This window comes from Gilvibacter sediminis (assembly GCF_028561565.1).
Classification (GTDB): Bacteria; Bacteroidota; Bacteroidia; order Flavobacteriales; family Flavobacteriaceae; genus Gilvibacter; species Gilvibacter sediminis.
This window is the reverse complement of the sequence record NZ_JAQQTE010000004.1, coordinates 93,342-108,883: the sequence shown is the minus strand read 5'-3', so window position 1 is coordinate 108,883 and position 15,542 is coordinate 93,342. Positions and strand designations below refer to the sequence as shown.

Here is a 15,542-nt window from a genome sequence, read left to right as displayed (position 1 = left end):
TGTTTAATTAGTTGACACCAAGGTAATGGCATCACAAAAGCAAGCGTGTTAGGGACCTGTTAATTAACAGCCAAACGAGTGTTAAGGTCTACTACTCAGCAACTAGATCGTCTAAAAAAGATTCAAAAGAAGTTACAAATTCCGTGTACTTATCTCCAGTTGCAGGGCCGTTGAAACCTGTGTGAATTTTACGCACCTCCCCTTTTTTATCTACGACGATGGTGGTTGGATAACTCAGGACCGCATTGAGCATCGGCAACTTTTCACTAGCTTCACTCTTAGAGTTGGACCCGTATTGCGCCAAGACGATTGGGTATTCCAAGCCCATGCGCTGCTTCAGTCTATTAATAGCTTTAAATGCTGGTTCCGGAGTTTTAGAGTAATCAATGGCTAAGGCAATAAATTCAACCTCCGAGTTCGGATTTCTTGAGATATAATCTGCAAAGTACTGAGTTTCATCCAAGCAATTTGGGCACCAGGTTCCCATGAGTTGGACTACCACTACTTTATCTTTAAACTGCGGATCATCCAAGGTCCAAGTCTTCCCTTCGGCATCTGGAAATGCAAAGTTAAAACGGTCATAGCCGGGTTTTAAAAAGGTCAAGGAGTCAGGATCAGCCAATTCATATTGCGGATTGAGTTTACCGTTGAACCCTGCTTTGTAGTGGTTACCGCTAAAAAATGTTCCCGCTTTAAGTGTGGTATCGGTCACTTTCGCAGTAAACAAAAAGGAATGCGCACCATCAAAAGTGGAGAGTTTGAGGTCACTCCCATCAACTACTCCCTCTAAATACCTGTAATCTCCCGTCTCTGTGCGAATAGTTCCCGTCACGCGGTCGTCCTTTTGTTCAAATACCCCTTGTGCAGGATAGGTACTCCAGTCGTCTTCAATGAAAGTGATCTCCCAAGTACCGGATACATTAGCAGTAGCCGGACTGGTTTCTTTAAAACGTTCACTATCCCCGTAGACCATTTTAAAAGGAATGGATCGGTCCATATTGGCAATTACAAAATCTCCCTCGATCAAATCCTCTTTTAAAAGACCTTCAAAAACACCTGCAAAAACAGGATGTGCAAGGGTCACCGTATCGCCACGCAGACTTATATCCGTAATGGTAATGCGCTCCTCTGCATTGCGAATAACCGCGGTGCCATCTGCCTTAAATTCAAGGTTGAAAGGTAGCAAAACCTCATCCTCTAAAGCTAAAGTAGCCCGCCAATCCCCTGGTTTTATCTGAGGTTCAGAATCGCTGCAAGCCACAAGGATCAAGGCACAAAAAAGGGGAAGCAAAAAACGCATGATGTTGAAATTTTAGCAATTGGTCGAAAGATGTAAAAGTACTTACAAATTTCAACGAACTAAAGTCAGCCATCAGATTAATACAAAAAATACACAGCAAAGCTTCAAATCGTTATGACTTCAATGGGTAAATGCTATCTTTGCAGCTTAAACAGCGCTAAGGGGCATGAAGATATCTTACAACTGGCTTAAACAGTTTATCAATATTGATTGGGATCCTGAAAAAACAGGAGCTTTACTCACAGATCTCGGACTTGAGATTGAAGGCATTGACCGTTTTGAATCCGTTCCAGGAGGCCTGGAAGGAGTTGTGGTTGGACACGTTTTGGAATGTGACCAGCACCCAAATGCAGACCGACTCAAACTCACTAAAGTGGATATCGGCGCAGACGAGCCTGTACAGATTGTCTGTGGTGCGCCAAACGTAGATAAAGGTCAAAAAGTCCCTGTAGCTACTGTAGGTACCACCCTTTATGACGCTGAAGGAAAACCTTGGAAGATCAAAAAAGGAAAGATCCGTGGCGAGGTAAGTATGGGAATGATCTGTGCAGAAGACGAACTCGGCCTGGGAGATTCTCACGATGGAATTATGGTTCTAGATGAGGAGCTTATTCCTGGAACCCCAATGAATACCGTAGTTGACGTTGAGATCGACCATGTGTTTGAAATTGGTCTTACGCCGAACCGAGCAGACGCTATGAGTCACTGGGGAACCGCTCGTGACCTACGTGCCGGACTGTTACAACAAGAGATCAACATTGAACTCATAACTCCTTCTAACACCAACTTTAGAGTGGACAATCGTTCCAACAAGATTGACATTAAAGTTGACAATAACGAACTGGCGCCGCGCTACTGTGGGGTAACCATTAGTGGTTTGCAAGTAGCCCCCTCTCCACAGTGGTTGCAAAACCGTTTAAAGGCCATTGGGCTTACACCAAAGAATAATGTGGTAGACATTACGAATTATGTACTGCACGATCTTGGACAACCGCTGCACGCTTTTGATGTGGCCAAGATCCAAGGAGGTGTAGTTGAAGTTAAGACCCTTGAAGCTGGAACTAAATTCACTACCCTAGATGGAGAAGAGCGTAGTTTGCATGAGGATGACCTTATGATCTGTGACGCAGAGAAGCCGATGTGTATTGCTGGGGTTTTTGGTGGATTGGAAAGCGGAGTGACCGATCAAACAACAGCCATCTTCTTAGAATCAGCTTATTTTGATCCAGTAAGTATCCGTAAAACTGCAAAGCGACACGGACTCAACACCGATGCGTCCTTCCGTTTTGAACGCGGTATTGACCCGAACATTACCGAATACGCCTTGATGCGTGCAGCTATCTTGATCAAAGAACTAGCAGGCGGAGAGATCACCAGTGATGTGATCGATATCTATCCGAAGAAAATAGAAGACCATCAAGTAGTGCTAAACTTGGACAACGCAGCGCGCTTGATAGGACAAGAAATACCAAGAGAGACCATCAAATCCATTTTGACCTCTTTGGACATTAAGATCAATAATGTGACCGAAACCGGTATTGGGATGACCATACCAGCTTACCGCAATGACGTTACTCGTGAAGCCGATGTGGTGGAAGAAGTGCTGCGCGTTTACGGCTACAACAATATTGATTTTGGCAAAAAACTCAATGCCTCTATCTCAGAGAATAAGCGCATTGAAGATTACCGCATACAAAACATCACGGCCAATCAGCTCACCGCTATTGGTTTTAACGAGATGCTGGCCAACTCCCTGACCAAGCCTGATTATATCGATCTAACGGCAACCTTGGATGAGGAGCAGAATGTCGCTATGCTCAACCCATTGAGCAACGACCTTTCTGTATTGCGCCAATCCATGTTGTTCACCACGCTTGAGGCTGTTGCTTACAACAAGAACCGTAAGGCGAGCAGTATTAAACTTTATGAATTTGGCAAGACCTATCATCAAGAGGGTGACAGCCGTATTGAGCACAAACACTTAGCAGTGATTGCAGAAGGAACGGTTTATCCGGACCACTGGGCGCATAACGGTTCTACGGAAATTGACTTCTTTTATTTAAAAGGAGTAGTTAGTGGCATCTTAGAACGTTTAGGAGTGACCAAATACACCGAACAGCCAAATTCTGCAGATATCTTCTCAGAAGGGATCAGCTTAAAAATGGGTGACACAGAATTGGTAGCCCTTGGGGTGGTGCATCCAAAGATCACCGGACACTTCGCTGTTAGCAGCCCAGTTTTCTATGCTGATTTTAATTGGGACGCAGTTTTAGCGGCCTTGTCTACTGGAGAGATCCTTTTTAAAGCGATTTCCAAGTATCCTGCAGTAAAGCGTGATTTCGCTTTGTTATTGGATGAAGGTGTGAGTTTTGAAGCGCTTCACGCTGCGGCTTTCGCTACAGAACGCAAATTGCTAAAAGAAGTGCAACTCTTTGATGTGTATACCGGGATGTCATTACCAAAAGGAAAGAAGTCTTATGCCTTGAGTTTTACTTTGGCTGATGAGAACAAGACCTTAACAGATAAGCAGATCGACAAGATCATGGGGCGTTTGCAACAAGCTTTCGAAACTAAGTTTGAAGCTCAGCTGCGCTAAGGCTATTGCTTGATTATCTTTTTGATCAGTATTTCTCCTCGCAAAGTCTCCACACGGACGTAATAAGTTCCCGCGGACCAAGTTGAAGCATCTGCAGTCCAATTGGTACTGCTCGATTGCTCATTTTGGAAGATCTGTTGACCGAGTTGGTTGTAAACCGCCATTGACTTTATATCAAGACCGTTAGTAAGTAGTTGGAACTGATCCTGCACAGGATTTGGGAACAAGCTGATATTGGCCTGTTCAAACTCATCAACACTCAAAGGATTACAGGCTGGATCACTGCCCGGAGCTTCGTTGAAGACTCCCTCATCAATACTCCAATTGAGCCATTCCCCGCCACTGGCCGTTTGCCAATCGTTTAGATCAAAAGTGTGTTCTCCGGTTTCTGTTCCCTTGACACGGTAGGCGTACAGCGCCTCTCCCCCTCTGTTCCAAGTAATGGGACTTCCGTCTCCGATAACTTCAGGTCCTGGAACCTCTAAATTACAGTTGGAATGAATAAAATAGACGTTGTCATCAAAACTTGGATACTCTCCAAAGATGCGCGCAATACCATCCGGAGCAATGCAAACTGCGGTAAATTCATCGCAAGCAATACCACGGGCATTAACGCCCATATCCACCATAGCACGCGCCAAAAACACACTGTGACGCGCACGTCGGTCTGGATCGTCATAATGCGTATCGGTGATCACACCAGTTAAATACTCGATGTCTAAAAATGGTGCGCCACTTAAAGTGATGTTGGGGTGATACGGATTGGCCGTGGCCTGGTCAGAAGTGACTGTTCCGTTCTCAGCAGTAAAATAAATACTGCCTAAAATAGCCATTCCAGCGCTGATTCCACCAACAACGGCACCTCGCTCAGAGATCGCATTGTTTATTCCGGTAGCTACTCCTGTTCCTCGCCAATAAGACACATAATCCCATTGATCTCCACCGGCAAACCAAATGGCTTCTGCGCGATTGATCTTATCCAGCACATAAGGTTCACTAGCCGCAGTCCAATCATTGAAAACAATGGTTTCTACGGAATTGACCGTTACCCCCAGCTCTGAATAGAAGTAGTCGTTATAACCATCTGCACCACTGGCCCGCAGGACTAAAACATCTCCTCCATTGGCTCTTTCTAAAAACCAAACCATGGCCGGATCGTTCTCTCCTGCACCTCCCATGAGGACGGTTCCGCCATCACCGATAACCTCAGCGTCTGCTGGATTTCCTGTGAAATAAGAAGTGTAATTGGTCTGTGCTGAAATCCATCCGGAGCAACACAAAAACAAGATAGCGAGCAGTCGGTTTAAAATCATTCTTCTAGTAAAAAGGCATCCACAACGTGAATAAAGCCGAGTTTGTGATAGTAGTTTGTTCCAGTTATCGTGGCGGCAGCAGCATTAGGAATTCGTAATTGGATCTGACTTCCACCTGATTTGAATTCCGGATCAATATCTGCCGGAGATCTAAAATAGGCAGAACCGCCGTTCTGTTGTAAGTTTCGCTGCAAACTGTTTTGGTCCACACGGCCGATGATCACATGACGCATCAAAGCAGCTTTTAAGGCTTCTGCATTAGACGCGCTCAATAATTTTTTAAGCGCTTTTTCATCATACGCGGCAAAGGCGGCATCTGTTGGCAAAAATACCGTTACCATGCCCAGTTTGTCGATCTCTTCTTGTGCATTGGTCAGTTCAAAGATCTGCGTTATTACGGTAAACTGAGTTGTATTTTTAATGTTCTCATAAATGCTCTTGGTCGGGAAAATGGTATCATTCCCTATAAGCTGATAGGATTTTGAAGCGACTCCGGCTTGATAGTCCTGCCCCAGTAACGGGCTAACAGTCAAGACTAACAAGAGCACGGTTATTATATTTTTCATAGCAATGTAATTTACGCTAAGATATCAATTCTTCATAGGATTCAAAGCGGGTCGGAATCATGAGGCGATAATTATTTGTTAATTTTCGAAGCATAAACTTGCCTGAAATAAAAAAAGGTTTCAACTTTGCAATCAATAACGAAACAATGAATTTAGTACAGTTACATCATCATCATGCACACTCTGGCCTTCAGGCGAGCTAGTATGGTATTGTAAACTGTTTAAAACCATATAACCCGTCTGAGCAATCAGACGGGTTTTTTTTTACCGCCAATTGCTCAGACCATTATTTAAAAAAATGAGCAGATTAAAAATTGCGATTCAAAAGAGCGGTAGACTTCACGACAAATCCATCGAATTACTTAAAGATTGTGGTGTTTCCGTGCAAAACGGAAAAGACCAACTCAAGGTGCGAGCAGCAAACTTCCCTTTGGATATCTTATACTTAAGAAATTCTGATATTCCAAAGTACTTGGAAGATGGTGTGGCCGATATTGCTATCGTCGGGGAGAACTTACTGATCGAAAAACAAAAGAATGTGAGCGTGATTCGGCCGCTTGGTTTCTCCAAATGTCGCGTCTCTCTCGCTGTACCGAAGTCTGTTTCTACCGATGACCTAAGCTACTTCAACGGAAAACGCATTGCAACCTCCTACCCCAATACCTTAAAGCGTTTCTTAGATGCTGAGGGGATACAGGCAAACATTCACCAAATTGCAGGATCTGTGGAGATCGCTCCGAGCATTGGTCTGGCAGACGGTGTCTGTGACATAGTAAGTTCTGGGAGTACTCTCTTTAAAAATGGGCTGCGTGAAACGCAAGTGATCTTGCGTTCGGAAGCCGTTTTGGCAAAAGCTCCAGACCTCAGCCCAGAAAAAGAAGCCATCTTAGATAAACTCTGTTTTAGAATAGACGCGGTTTTACGAGGAAAGGCTTCTAAATACGTGCTGCTAAATGTTCCCAATGAAAAGGTTGAAGCAGTCTCTGCCTTGCTTCCCGTATTAAAAAGTCCAACGATTCTTCCTCTAGCCCAAGAAGGCTGGAGTTCCTTACACACCGTTATTGGTGAATCTCAGTTTTGGGATGTGATTGAAGAACTCAAGGCAGCAGGTGCAGAAGACATTTTGGTTATTCCTATTGATAAAATTGTACGCTAATGAAAGTCTATGTTAACCCACCAAGAAGCCGTTGGGACAAGCTCTGTGAGCGCCCCAGTATTGACCGCAAGGATCTGAGTAGTACCGTTGAGCAGATCATGAGCGCGGTCAAACAGAAAGGTGATGCCCAATTGCTTGCTTATGCACAAGAATTTGACAAGACCACACTAAAGGAGGTTCGTGTAAGTGCTGAAGAACTCGAACAACAAGCGGCATCTGTTTCTTCTGATTTAAAAGAGGCCATTAAACAAGCCGCAGCCAATATTGAGAAGTTTCACAAGGCGCAAGCCCGCACCCCAGAAAAGATCTCCACGACTCCTGGCGTGGTGTGTTGGAGAAAACAACTGCCCATTCAGCGGGTAGGGCTTTATGTTCCCGGAGGAACAGCACCCTTATTCTCTAGCCTTTTGATGTTAGCCATTCCGGCTAAATTGGCGGGTTGCAAGACCATTGTGGTTTGTACACCACCGAATCAAGAAGGGAGCATTGCTGCCGAGATCGCTTATTGTTGCCAAATACTAGGTTTGGACACAATTTTTAAGGTTGGAGGAGCACAGGCTGTTGCAGCGATGACTTTTGGAACAGAATCCATTCCAAAGGTGGACAAAATATTTGGTCCCGGAAACCAATACGTGACCCGAGCCAAGGAGATGAGTCTCAACTACGGTCTAGCTATAGACATGCCTGCTGGACCTAGTGAAGTACTGGTGATAGCCGATAAATATGCCAATCCAGAATTTGTCGCCGCAGATCTGCTCTCCCAAGCAGAGCACGGCAGTGACAGCCAAGTTATTTTGGTGGGAGATGATTTAAAGACTATAGGCGATGTTTTGGTGATCGTCAATGAACAAGTAGAAAAGCTTCCGCGAGTCGCGTTGGCCACAGAAGCGCTTAAGAATAGTAAGGCCTTTGTTTTTGACGATCTAAACAGCTGTATGGACTTCAGTAATAATTACGCTCCAGAACACCTCATTCTCGCTTTAAGAGAAGACGATTATTGGGCAGAGAAGGTTACTGTGGCAGGATCAGTATTTATGGGGAATTTCACTCCAGAAAGTGCAGGTGATTACGCTTCAGGCACCAATCACACTTTGCCCACCAATGGCTATGCGCGTCAATACAGCGGTGTTTCCTTGGACAGCTTTGTCAATAAGGTCACCTTTCAACAGATCAGCGCACAAGGCATTCAAAACCTAGGGCCAGTGATAGAGACCATGGCGAAAGCAGAAGGCCTTGAGGCCCACAAAAATGCAGTGACGGTTAGACTTAATGCTTTGAAGGATGGAAATTAAAGAAGTAATTAGACCTGATCTGTTGGCCTTAAAACCTTACTCTAGCGCCCGTGATGAATACACAGGGAAGGCCGGTGTTTTCTTGGATGCCAACGAGAATCCCTATGGAACACTAAATAGGTATCCCGACCCCTATCAACGTGCTCTAAAAGCCGAATTGGCACAGCTGCGCGACGTGGACCCAAACCAGATCTTTGTGGGCAACGGCAGCGATGAAGTGATTGATCTGTGTTTTAGACTTTTCTGTAGACCCGGTATGGATAAAGCGCTACAGTTCAGTCCTACCTACGGCATGTACAAGGTATCTGCGGCTATCAACAATATTGAATTATTGGATTGCCCACTGACCGCTGACTTTCAGATCGATCTAGAATCAGCCTTAAAAACTATTGAACGCGAACAACCCAAATTGATCTTTATCTGCTCGCCCAACAACCCAACAGGGAATCTGATTGATCAAGCGACTATTAAAAGCATTGCTCAAACTACCCGAGGTTTGGTTATCGTAGATGAAGCTTATATTGACTTTGCGGATTCAGAGAGCTGTATTAGCCTGCTGGAGCAATTAGACAATCTGATCGTCTCCCAGACCTTTAGTAAAGCTTGGGGCTTGGCGGCCGCCCGAGTTGGTGTCGCTTACAGCTCGGAAGCTGTGATCAGCTGGCTCAATAACATCAAACCGCCTTACAACGTGAGCGGGCTAAATCAAGCTGCTGCCCTTGAAGCATTGCAAGATCGTGAAGTATTTACGCAGCGCAAGGCTGCCATTCTAAAGGAAAAAGAGCGCTTGATGGATTACTTCAACCAACTGGATTGGGTACAGCAAGTTTATCCAACACAAGCGAATTTCATTCTGATTCAAGTGCCCGAGGCAACTGCCCTTTACGAGCAATTGATTGAACAACAAATCATAACACGAAACAGGAGTTCAGTGATCGCAGATTCCCTGCGCATTACGGTAGGAACTCCAAAAGAAAACGACATACTCATCAACGCATTGAACAACTTATGAGCAAGAAAGTACTTTTTATAGACCGAGATGGAACACTCGTCATTGAACCTCCAGTAGATTATCAATTGGACAGTCTAGAAAAACTGGAATTCTACCCGGGAGTTTTTCAATGGTTGGCCAAGATCAATCAAGAACTCGATTACACCTTAGTAATGGTGACCAATCAAGACGGATTGGGCACTGAATCTTTCCCGGAAGAAACCTTCTGGCCTGCGCACAACAAGGTAATGCAAGCCTTCTCTAATGAAGGGATTGAGTTTTATGGCGTACACATAGACCCTACGCTTCCGGAAGACAACGCTCCTACCCGTAAACCTGGCACTGGAATGCTTATGGAATACATTCACGGAGATTTTGATCTGGAAAAGTCCTTTGTAATTGGCGACAGAACTTCTGACGTGGTATTAGCGCAGAACCTGGGGAGTCAAGGGATTCTTATTGGTGACGAGCCTTTTGCAGATGCCGCCCTAACAACAAAAAGCTGGGAAGAAATCTATCTTTTTTTAAAAGGACAAGACCGCAAGGCTATGGTGAACCGAAACACCTCAGAAACACAGATCAACATTGCCTTGAACCTAGACGGAAAAGGTGAAAGCGTGATTCAAACAGGCCTTGGCTTCTACGATCACATGCTAGAACAAATAGCCAAGCACGGCGGTTTTGACTTAGACATTCGCGTACAGGGTGATCTGCATATTGACGAACACCACACCATTGAAGATACCGCGCTTGCCTTGGGTACTGCTTTTAAAGAAGCTTTGGGAAGTAAAAAAGGCATTATGCGTTATGGCTTTCTTTTACCCATGGATGACGCCTTAGCGCAAGTTGCTGTTGATTTTGGAGGCCGACCTTGGTTGGAATGGGATGCTGAATTTAAACGTGAAAAAGTTGGTGATCTGCCTACGGAAATGTTCTTCCACTTTTTCAAATCATTTAGCGATACCGCGCAATGCAACCTGAACATCAAAGCAGAAGGAGATAACGAACACCACAAGATAGAAGCGATCTTTAAAGGATTTGCCAGAGCTTTGCGCATGGCCGTTTCTAGAAGTGGCTCTAATGACATTCCAAGTACAAAAGGAAGTTTATGATCGCAATAGTAAAATACAACGCGGGTAATATTCGCTCCGTAGAAAATGCCTTAAAACGCATAGGAGCTGACTGTGTGATCAGTGATGATCCAGAGGTCTTAAGTAAGGCTGATAAACTTATCTTACCCGGTGTGGGTGAAGCTTCTTCTGCCATGGCCTATTTGCGAGATCGCGGTTTGGACCAGGTGATCAAAAAGCGAACCAAACCCACTTTGGGAATCTGTTTAGGATTGCAGCTCTTTTGTGCTCGATCTGAAGAAGGAAATACCGAATGTCTTGGAATATTCCCAGAGGCTGTAAAACGCTTTCCTCCCGAAGAAAAGGTACCGCATATGGGTTGGAACGAACTCACCGAACTAAAAAGCCCCCTATTTAAAGGAGTTCAGGCCAATAGTGATGTTTATTTTGTCCATAGCTTCTATGCTGAAAAAGGTCCTGATACTATTGCAGCCTGCGACTACATCCTGCCCTTTTCAGCGGCCTTATCTAAAGGAAATTTTTATGCCACGCAGTTTCACCCGGAAAAATCAGCAGATGTGGGAGAACAGATCTTGGCCAACTTTTTAAAATTACCATCCGAATGAGAATAATACCAGCCATAGACCTTATTGAAGGTAAGTGCGTGCGTTTAACCCAAGGAGATTACAACCAAAAGACCGTCTACAATGAAGATCCTTTGGAAGTTGCCAAGGAGTTTGAAGCGCACGGCATTGAATATTTGCACTTGGTGGATCTTGACGGCGCCAAGAGCAAGCGGATTGTAAATCACAAGGTACTGGAACGCATCGCGACCAAAACATCCTTGAAAATTGATTTTGGAGGAGGGGTTAAATCTGATGAAGACATTCGCATTGCCTTTGAAAGCGGAGCCCAACAGGTCACTGGTGGCAGTATTGCGGTCAGTGCTCCGGAACTATTCGCCAGTTGGCTTAAGTTATACGGTAGCGAGCGCCTGATACTGGGAGCTGATTGCAAAGATCGGATGATCGCCACACACGGCTGGCAGCAAGCTTCTGGTTTAGAGGTTAAGGAATTCATCGGTCAATATTTAGAAAAAAGTGTGCAATACGTGATCTGTACAGACATAGCCAAAGACGGCATGTTACAAGGTCCAAGTTTTGACCTGTACCAAGAACTTTTAGAATTAGAGGGCATAAAGCTCATTGCCAGTGGTGGGGTTACTACATTATCAGAATTAGAACAACTCCAAGCCATGGGCTGTGAAGGTGCCATAGTTGGCAAAGCCATTTATGAAGGTACCATCGCTTTAAAAGACTTAGAGAAATTATGCTAAAAAAACGCATCATACCCTGCTTAGATATTAAGAACGGGCGCACGGTTAAAGGTGTCAATTTTGTTGACATTCAAGATGCCGGAGATCCAGTTGCGCTTGCCAGACAGTACGCGCTTCAAGGTGCTGATGAGCTGGTATTCTTGGACATTACAGCGACCATTGAAGCTCGGGCTACGCTGATACAATTGGTAGAAGAGATCGCTGCGAACATCAATATTCCCTTTACTGTAGGTGGAGGGATCACCTCAGTAGAACAGGCCAAAGCGCTCATTAGAGCTGGGGCCGATAAGGTCAGTGTGAATTCAGCAGCGGTGAAACGCCCGGAATTGGTTCAAGAATTGGCCGCAGAATTTGGTTCGCAATGCGTGGTTGTGGCAGTAGATACCAAATATGAAGATCCGGATTGGACCGTATTTGTCAGTGGCGGAAGAACGCCCACTGGGATCAAAACCTTAGATTGGGTTAAAAAAATGGAAGCTCTAGGTGCCGGAGAAATCCTATTGACCTCTATGAATAACGACGGCACCAAAGCTGGCTTTGCCTTAGACATCACCGAGGCCGTAGCGCGCAATGTTCAAATTCCGGTGATTGCCTCTGGCGGAGCCGGAACGGTAGATCACTTTACCGAACTCTTTGAGCAAACCACTGCCAGTGCTGGCCTAGCCGCGAGTATCTTCCATTACGGAGAGATCCCAGTACCCGAATTAAAATCAGCTTTAAAAACAAAAAACATCGCCATACGATGACACCAAATTTCAATAAATCTGCAGACGGGCTATTGCCTGCAGTAATACAAGATTACAATACACGCCAAGTCCTCATGGTGGGCTATATGAACGCAGAAGCCTTTGAAAAAACACTGGCTGAAAAGCGCATCACCTTTTACAGCCGTTCCAAACAGCGATTGTGGACCAAAGGAGAAAGCTCTGAAAATTATTTAGAACTGCGTGAACATTTCATTGACTGTGATCAAGACGCTTTATTATTCCTCTGTGAGCCTGCAGGACCTACCTGCCACACGGGAACGCAAAGTTGTTTTGCAAACGATAGCGCTTTGGGCTTTTTACGACAGTTAGAGGCCACCATTGATAAAAAAATTGCCAGTGATGAAGCGGAATCATACACCCGAGCTTTGGTACAGCGTGGAATCAATAAAGTAGCTCAAAAAGTTGGTGAAGAAGCTGTGGAGTTGGTTATAGAGGCCAAGGATGATAATGCGGAACTTTTTAAGAATGAAGCGGCAGATCTGCTCTATCACCTACTTATTTTGTTGAACGTTAAAGGGCATTCTCTAGGGGATATTGAGGATATCCTTAAACAACGTTCCAAAAAATAAAAATTAACAATACAGCCATTTGGAATGTAGCCATTTAGCGTGTAACTTTGAGTAAAAATTGGGTATGAGCTAAGCTAAAAAGGATTTACCACCTTACCCACCTAATTAGAATCCTTTAGCGAACTCTATAAAGTGCAACACAATTTTGATTGATTCGTTTTTAAGAATTATAAAAATTTTGATCGGATGAGACTAAGCACCAATATTGAGCGCGAACTAAATAAAAGAAGAGCTAAAGATGCACCTGAAGGATCTATTTTAGATCAAATTCAAGGCATTTTAGCTGAAAACGAGGATCAGAGACAGGATATTCACACCCGTCTTAGAAGCAGAAATTCCAGCAATTCCAATGCATTTGATCTGGATCAATTGGAAACAGATCGCATTTATCACATCGATACCATTAAATCAATTTGCGTAGACTACCGTTTGCGTTTTTTGAATGCTGCTTTGTTTAAAAGTGAGTTCCCGGAAGAAGCCATAAGCAAGATCCGCGATCTAGAAGAAACTCATAATACCGCATTAAACGGCTTTAAGTTGATGGCTCCTTCTAAACTCTTCAAATTGGAGAATGCAGATGACCCGTTACTCTTTGCTCCTATTGGAAATGGATATTACTATTTGATCCACAAATGGGGTAATGACCTAAGCGGTTTGAGAAAGTTATTGGTTTGGCCGGTGAAGAACTTTGATAATATGATCTTCAGCATCTTTGTGGCCAGTATTCTGCTTACAGCGATCTCGCCCATGGGTGTATTCACCAATAAAGAAGTAGGCATGCCTGAATACGTCATGCTGTTCCTCTTTATGTTCAAGGCTGTAGCTGCGGTTGTTTTGTACTATGGATTCGCGGCCGGGAAGAACTTCAATACCGCCATTTGGAACTCTAAATACTACAACGCCTAAGCATTAACTGCGTACATTTTCTCGCGTAATTCTTTGATCTTTGGATCTGACATATACTCGTCAAAGGTCGTGTAGCGATCAATGATGCCTTTTGGGGTCAGTTCGATCACACGATTACCGACCGTTTGTGCAAACTCGTGATCATGCGTAGTGAAAAGCACAGTCCCTTTAAAGTTCTTGAGCGAGTTGTTGAAGGCCGTGATGGATTCCAGATCCAAGTGGTTGGTAGGTTCGTCCAGCATGACCACATTGGCGCGCATCATCATCATGCGGCTGAGCATACAACGCACTTTTTCTCCTCCAGACAAGACATCGGAATTCTTAAGCGCCTCTTCGCCACTGAAAAGCATTTTACCCAAGAACCCGCGAATGTAAACTTCTTCGCGTTCTTCTTCTGTAGTAGCCCATTGTCTCAACCAATCCACCAAAGAGATCTTCTCCTGAAAATAAGCATCGTTATCTGCAGGCAAATAACTCTGTGTGGTGGTCACACCCCACTGATACTTACCACTATCTGCTTCTTGTTCTCCATTGATGATCTGATAGAATGCTGAAGTAGCACGAGAGTCTTTCGCGTAAACCACTACCTTATCACCTTTGGCCAGGTTTAGATCGATATTAGTAAACAAGGTCTCTCCTTCAATAGAGGCCGATAGGTTCTCAATATTCAAAATTTGATCTCCAGCTTCACGTTCGCGCTCAAAAATGATCGCAGGATATCGACGACTCGATGGTTTAATATCTTCAATGTTGAGTTTGTCGATCATCTTTTTACGCGAGGTAGCCTGCTTGGACTTAGCCACGTTTGCACTAAAACGCGCAATAAACTCTTGCAGTTCTTTCTTCTTCTCTTCAGCCTTTTTGTTTTGCTGAGCTCGCTGACGCGCTGCCAGCTGACTGGATTCGTACCAGAAGGTGTAGTTTCCTGAATAGTGATTGATCTTCCCAAAGTCAATATCACTGATGTGCGTACAAACGGCATCCAAGAAGTGACGGTCGTGAGATACTACGATCACACAATTGTCATAATTGGCTAAGAAATTCTCCAACCAAGAAATGGTTTCATAATCCAAGTCATTGGTAGGCTCATCCATGATCAATACATCCGGATTTCCAAAAAGTGCCTGTGCCAAAAGCACACGTACCTTTAGTTTTCCATCCATATCCGCCATGGGCGTATAGTGAAACTCTTCTTTGATCCCTAGATTAGAAAGTAAGGCGGCCGCATCACTGTCTGCATTCCAACCATTCATTTCTTCAAAGATCACCTGTAGTTCACCAACTCGCTCTCCGTCAGCATCATTAAAATCTGGCTTGGCATAGATCTGATCCATCTCCGTTTTAACCTCATAGAGCGGTTTGTTCCCCATGATCACCGTCTCCAAAACCGTGTGCTCATCAAAGACGTTGTGGTTCTGTTCTAAGACAGACATACGCTTACCAGGCTCTAGGTGAACCTGCCCAGAAGTAGGTTCCATTTTCCCAGAAAGGATCTTTAAAAAAGTAGATTTACCGGCACCGTTGGCCCCGATGATCCCGTAGCAATTCCCGTTGACAAAGGTGGTGTTTACCTCATCAAACAAAACGCGCTTACCAAATTGAACGGAAAGATTAGATACTGAAAGCATGATTATTGTCTTAAAATGCGCCGCAAAAATAGGCATAAAAGCGGGCTTTATA

At 44.4% G+C, this 15,542-nt stretch carries 14 protein-coding genes; 10 read left to right on the top strand and 4 right to left on the bottom strand.

Annotation, left to right across the window (positions count from 1 at the left end):
• Nucleotides 1-91: 91 nt before the first annotated feature.
• Complete coding sequence (locus tag POW22_RS07735) at nt 92-1,300, bottom strand: peroxiredoxin family protein (RefSeq protein WP_272832061.1); 1,209 nt, start codon at nt 1,298-1,300, stop codon at nt 92-94.
• Between the two features lie 166 nt (nt 1,301-1,466).
• Between POW22_RS07735 and pheT the strand changes: the two genes are divergently transcribed.
• A complete protein-coding gene (gene pheT / locus POW22_RS07730) occupies nt 1,467-3,896 on the top strand; it encodes a phenylalanine--tRNA ligase subunit beta (RefSeq protein WP_272832060.1) in 2,430 nt (809 codons plus the stop codon).
• A gap of 2 nt (nt 3,897-3,898) precedes the next feature.
• Here pheT and POW22_RS07725 read toward each other — a convergent pair whose 3' ends face one another.
• Together POW22_RS07725 and POW22_RS07720 are read right to left on the bottom strand one after the other, a co-directional pair.
• Nucleotides 3,899-5,209, bottom strand: a complete 1,311-nt coding sequence (locus POW22_RS07725) for a T9SS type A sorting domain-containing protein (RefSeq protein WP_272832059.1) — start codon at nt 5,207-5,209, stop codon at nt 3,899-3,901.
• Nucleotides 5,206-5,775 carry a fasciclin domain-containing protein gene (locus POW22_RS07720; RefSeq protein ID WP_272832058.1) on the bottom strand — a complete coding sequence of 190 codons (570 nt, stop codon included), beginning with the start codon at nt 5,773-5,775 and terminating at the stop codon, nt 5,206-5,208. Before POW22_RS07720 ends, POW22_RS07725 begins: the two co-directional genes overlap by 4 nt.
• Before the next feature lie 298 nt (nt 5,776-6,073).
• On the opposite strand from POW22_RS07720, the gene hisG reads away from it, so the two are divergent.
• The 9 genes from hisG to POW22_RS07675 all read left to right on the top strand — a co-directional run bounded on the left by hisG (nt 6,074) and on the right by POW22_RS07675 (nt 13,862).
• Entirely contained in the window at nt 6,074-6,931 is an 858-nt protein-coding gene (gene hisG, locus POW22_RS07715) for an ATP phosphoribosyltransferase (protein ID WP_272832057.1), read from the top strand.
• The gene (hisD, locus tag POW22_RS07710; RefSeq protein WP_272832056.1) at nt 6,931-8,223 is read left to right on the top strand and encodes a histidinol dehydrogenase; all 1,293 of its coding nucleotides are present in this window, start codon (nt 6,931-6,933) and stop codon (nt 8,221-8,223) included. Before hisG ends, hisD begins: the two co-directional genes overlap by 1 nt.
• On the top strand, nt 8,213-9,235 hold the full coding sequence (gene hisC / locus POW22_RS07705; RefSeq protein ID WP_272832055.1) for a histidinol-phosphate transaminase: 1,023 nt from the start codon (nt 8,213-8,215) through the stop codon (nt 9,233-9,235). The genes hisD and hisC overlap by 11 nt, the downstream gene beginning before the upstream one ends.
• Nucleotides 9,232-10,326 (top strand): bifunctional histidinol-phosphatase/imidazoleglycerol-phosphate dehydratase HisB, encoded by a 1,095-nt coding sequence (gene hisB / locus POW22_RS07700; protein WP_272832054.1) that lies wholly within the window; start codon nt 9,232-9,234, stop codon nt 10,324-10,326. Before hisC ends, hisB begins: the two co-directional genes overlap by 4 nt.
• Nucleotides 10,323-10,910, top strand: a complete 588-nt coding sequence (gene hisH, locus POW22_RS07695; protein WP_272832053.1) for an imidazole glycerol phosphate synthase subunit HisH — start codon at nt 10,323-10,325, stop codon at nt 10,908-10,910. Before hisB ends, hisH begins: the two co-directional genes overlap by 4 nt.
• Nucleotides 10,907-11,620 carry a 1-(5-phosphoribosyl)-5-[(5-phosphoribosylamino)methylideneamino]imidazole-4-carboxamide isomerase gene (hisA, locus tag POW22_RS07690; RefSeq protein WP_272832052.1) on the top strand — a complete coding sequence of 238 codons (714 nt, stop codon included), beginning with the start codon at nt 10,907-10,909 and terminating at the stop codon, nt 11,618-11,620. The genes hisH and hisA overlap by 4 nt, the downstream gene beginning before the upstream one ends.
• Complete coding sequence (hisF, locus tag POW22_RS07685) at nt 11,614-12,366, top strand: imidazole glycerol phosphate synthase subunit HisF (protein ID WP_272832051.1); 753 nt, start codon at nt 11,614-11,616, stop codon at nt 12,364-12,366. The genes hisA and hisF overlap by 7 nt, the downstream gene beginning before the upstream one ends.
• Entirely contained in the window at nt 12,363-12,956 is a 594-nt protein-coding gene (hisIE, locus tag POW22_RS07680) for a bifunctional phosphoribosyl-AMP cyclohydrolase/phosphoribosyl-ATP diphosphatase HisIE (RefSeq protein ID WP_272832050.1), read from the top strand. Before hisF ends, hisIE begins: the two co-directional genes overlap by 4 nt.
• A gap of 186 nt (nt 12,957-13,142) precedes the next feature.
• Nucleotides 13,143-13,862 (top strand): hypothetical protein, encoded by a 720-nt coding sequence (locus POW22_RS07675; RefSeq protein WP_272832049.1) that lies wholly within the window; start codon nt 13,143-13,145, stop codon nt 13,860-13,862.
• Here the strand turns inward: POW22_RS07675 and POW22_RS07670 are convergent.
• Complete coding sequence (locus POW22_RS07670) at nt 13,859-15,490, bottom strand: ABC-F family ATP-binding cassette domain-containing protein (RefSeq protein ID WP_272832048.1); 1,632 nt, start codon at nt 15,488-15,490, stop codon at nt 13,859-13,861. The genes POW22_RS07675 and POW22_RS07670 overlap by 4 nt on opposite strands.
• Between the last annotated feature and the right edge of the window lie 52 nt (nt 15,491-15,542).

Bases quoted from the DNA above. Each gene is read 5' to 3' on its own strand.
- POW22_RS07735 (WP_272832061.1), bottom strand. From the start codon at position 1,300: ATGCGTTTTTTGCTTCCCCTTTTTTGTGCCTTGATCCTTGTGGCTTGC.
- pheT (WP_272832060.1), top strand. From the start codon at position 1,467: ATGAAGATATCTTACAACTGGCTTAAACAGTTTATCAATATTGATTGG.
- POW22_RS07725 (WP_272832059.1), bottom strand. From the start codon at position 5,209: ATGATTTTAAACCGACTGCTCGCTATCTTGTTTTTGTGTTGCTCCGGA.
- POW22_RS07720 (WP_272832058.1), bottom strand. From the start codon at position 5,775: ATGAAAAATATAATAACCGTGCTCTTGTTAGTCTTGACTGTTAGCCCG.
- hisG (WP_272832057.1), top strand. From the start codon at position 6,074: ATGAGCAGATTAAAAATTGCGATTCAAAAGAGCGGTAGACTTCACGAC.
- hisD (WP_272832056.1), top strand. From the start codon at position 6,931: ATGAAAGTCTATGTTAACCCACCAAGAAGCCGTTGGGACAAGCTCTGT.
- hisC (WP_272832055.1), top strand. From the start codon at position 8,213: ATGGAAATTAAAGAAGTAATTAGACCTGATCTGTTGGCCTTAAAACCT.
- hisB (WP_272832054.1), top strand. From the start codon at position 9,232: ATGAGCAAGAAAGTACTTTTTATAGACCGAGATGGAACACTCGTCATT.
- hisH (WP_272832053.1), top strand. From the start codon at position 10,323: ATGATCGCAATAGTAAAATACAACGCGGGTAATATTCGCTCCGTAGAA.
- hisA (WP_272832052.1), top strand. From the start codon at position 10,907: ATGAGAATAATACCAGCCATAGACCTTATTGAAGGTAAGTGCGTGCGT.
- hisF (WP_272832051.1), top strand. From the start codon at position 11,614: ATGCTAAAAAAACGCATCATACCCTGCTTAGATATTAAGAACGGGCGC.
- hisIE (WP_272832050.1), top strand. From the start codon at position 12,363: ATGACACCAAATTTCAATAAATCTGCAGACGGGCTATTGCCTGCAGTA.
- POW22_RS07675 (WP_272832049.1), top strand. From the start codon at position 13,143: ATGAGACTAAGCACCAATATTGAGCGCGAACTAAATAAAAGAAGAGCT.
- POW22_RS07670 (WP_272832048.1), bottom strand. From the start codon at position 15,490: ATGCTTTCAGTATCTAATCTTTCCGTTCAATTTGGTAAGCGCGTTTTG.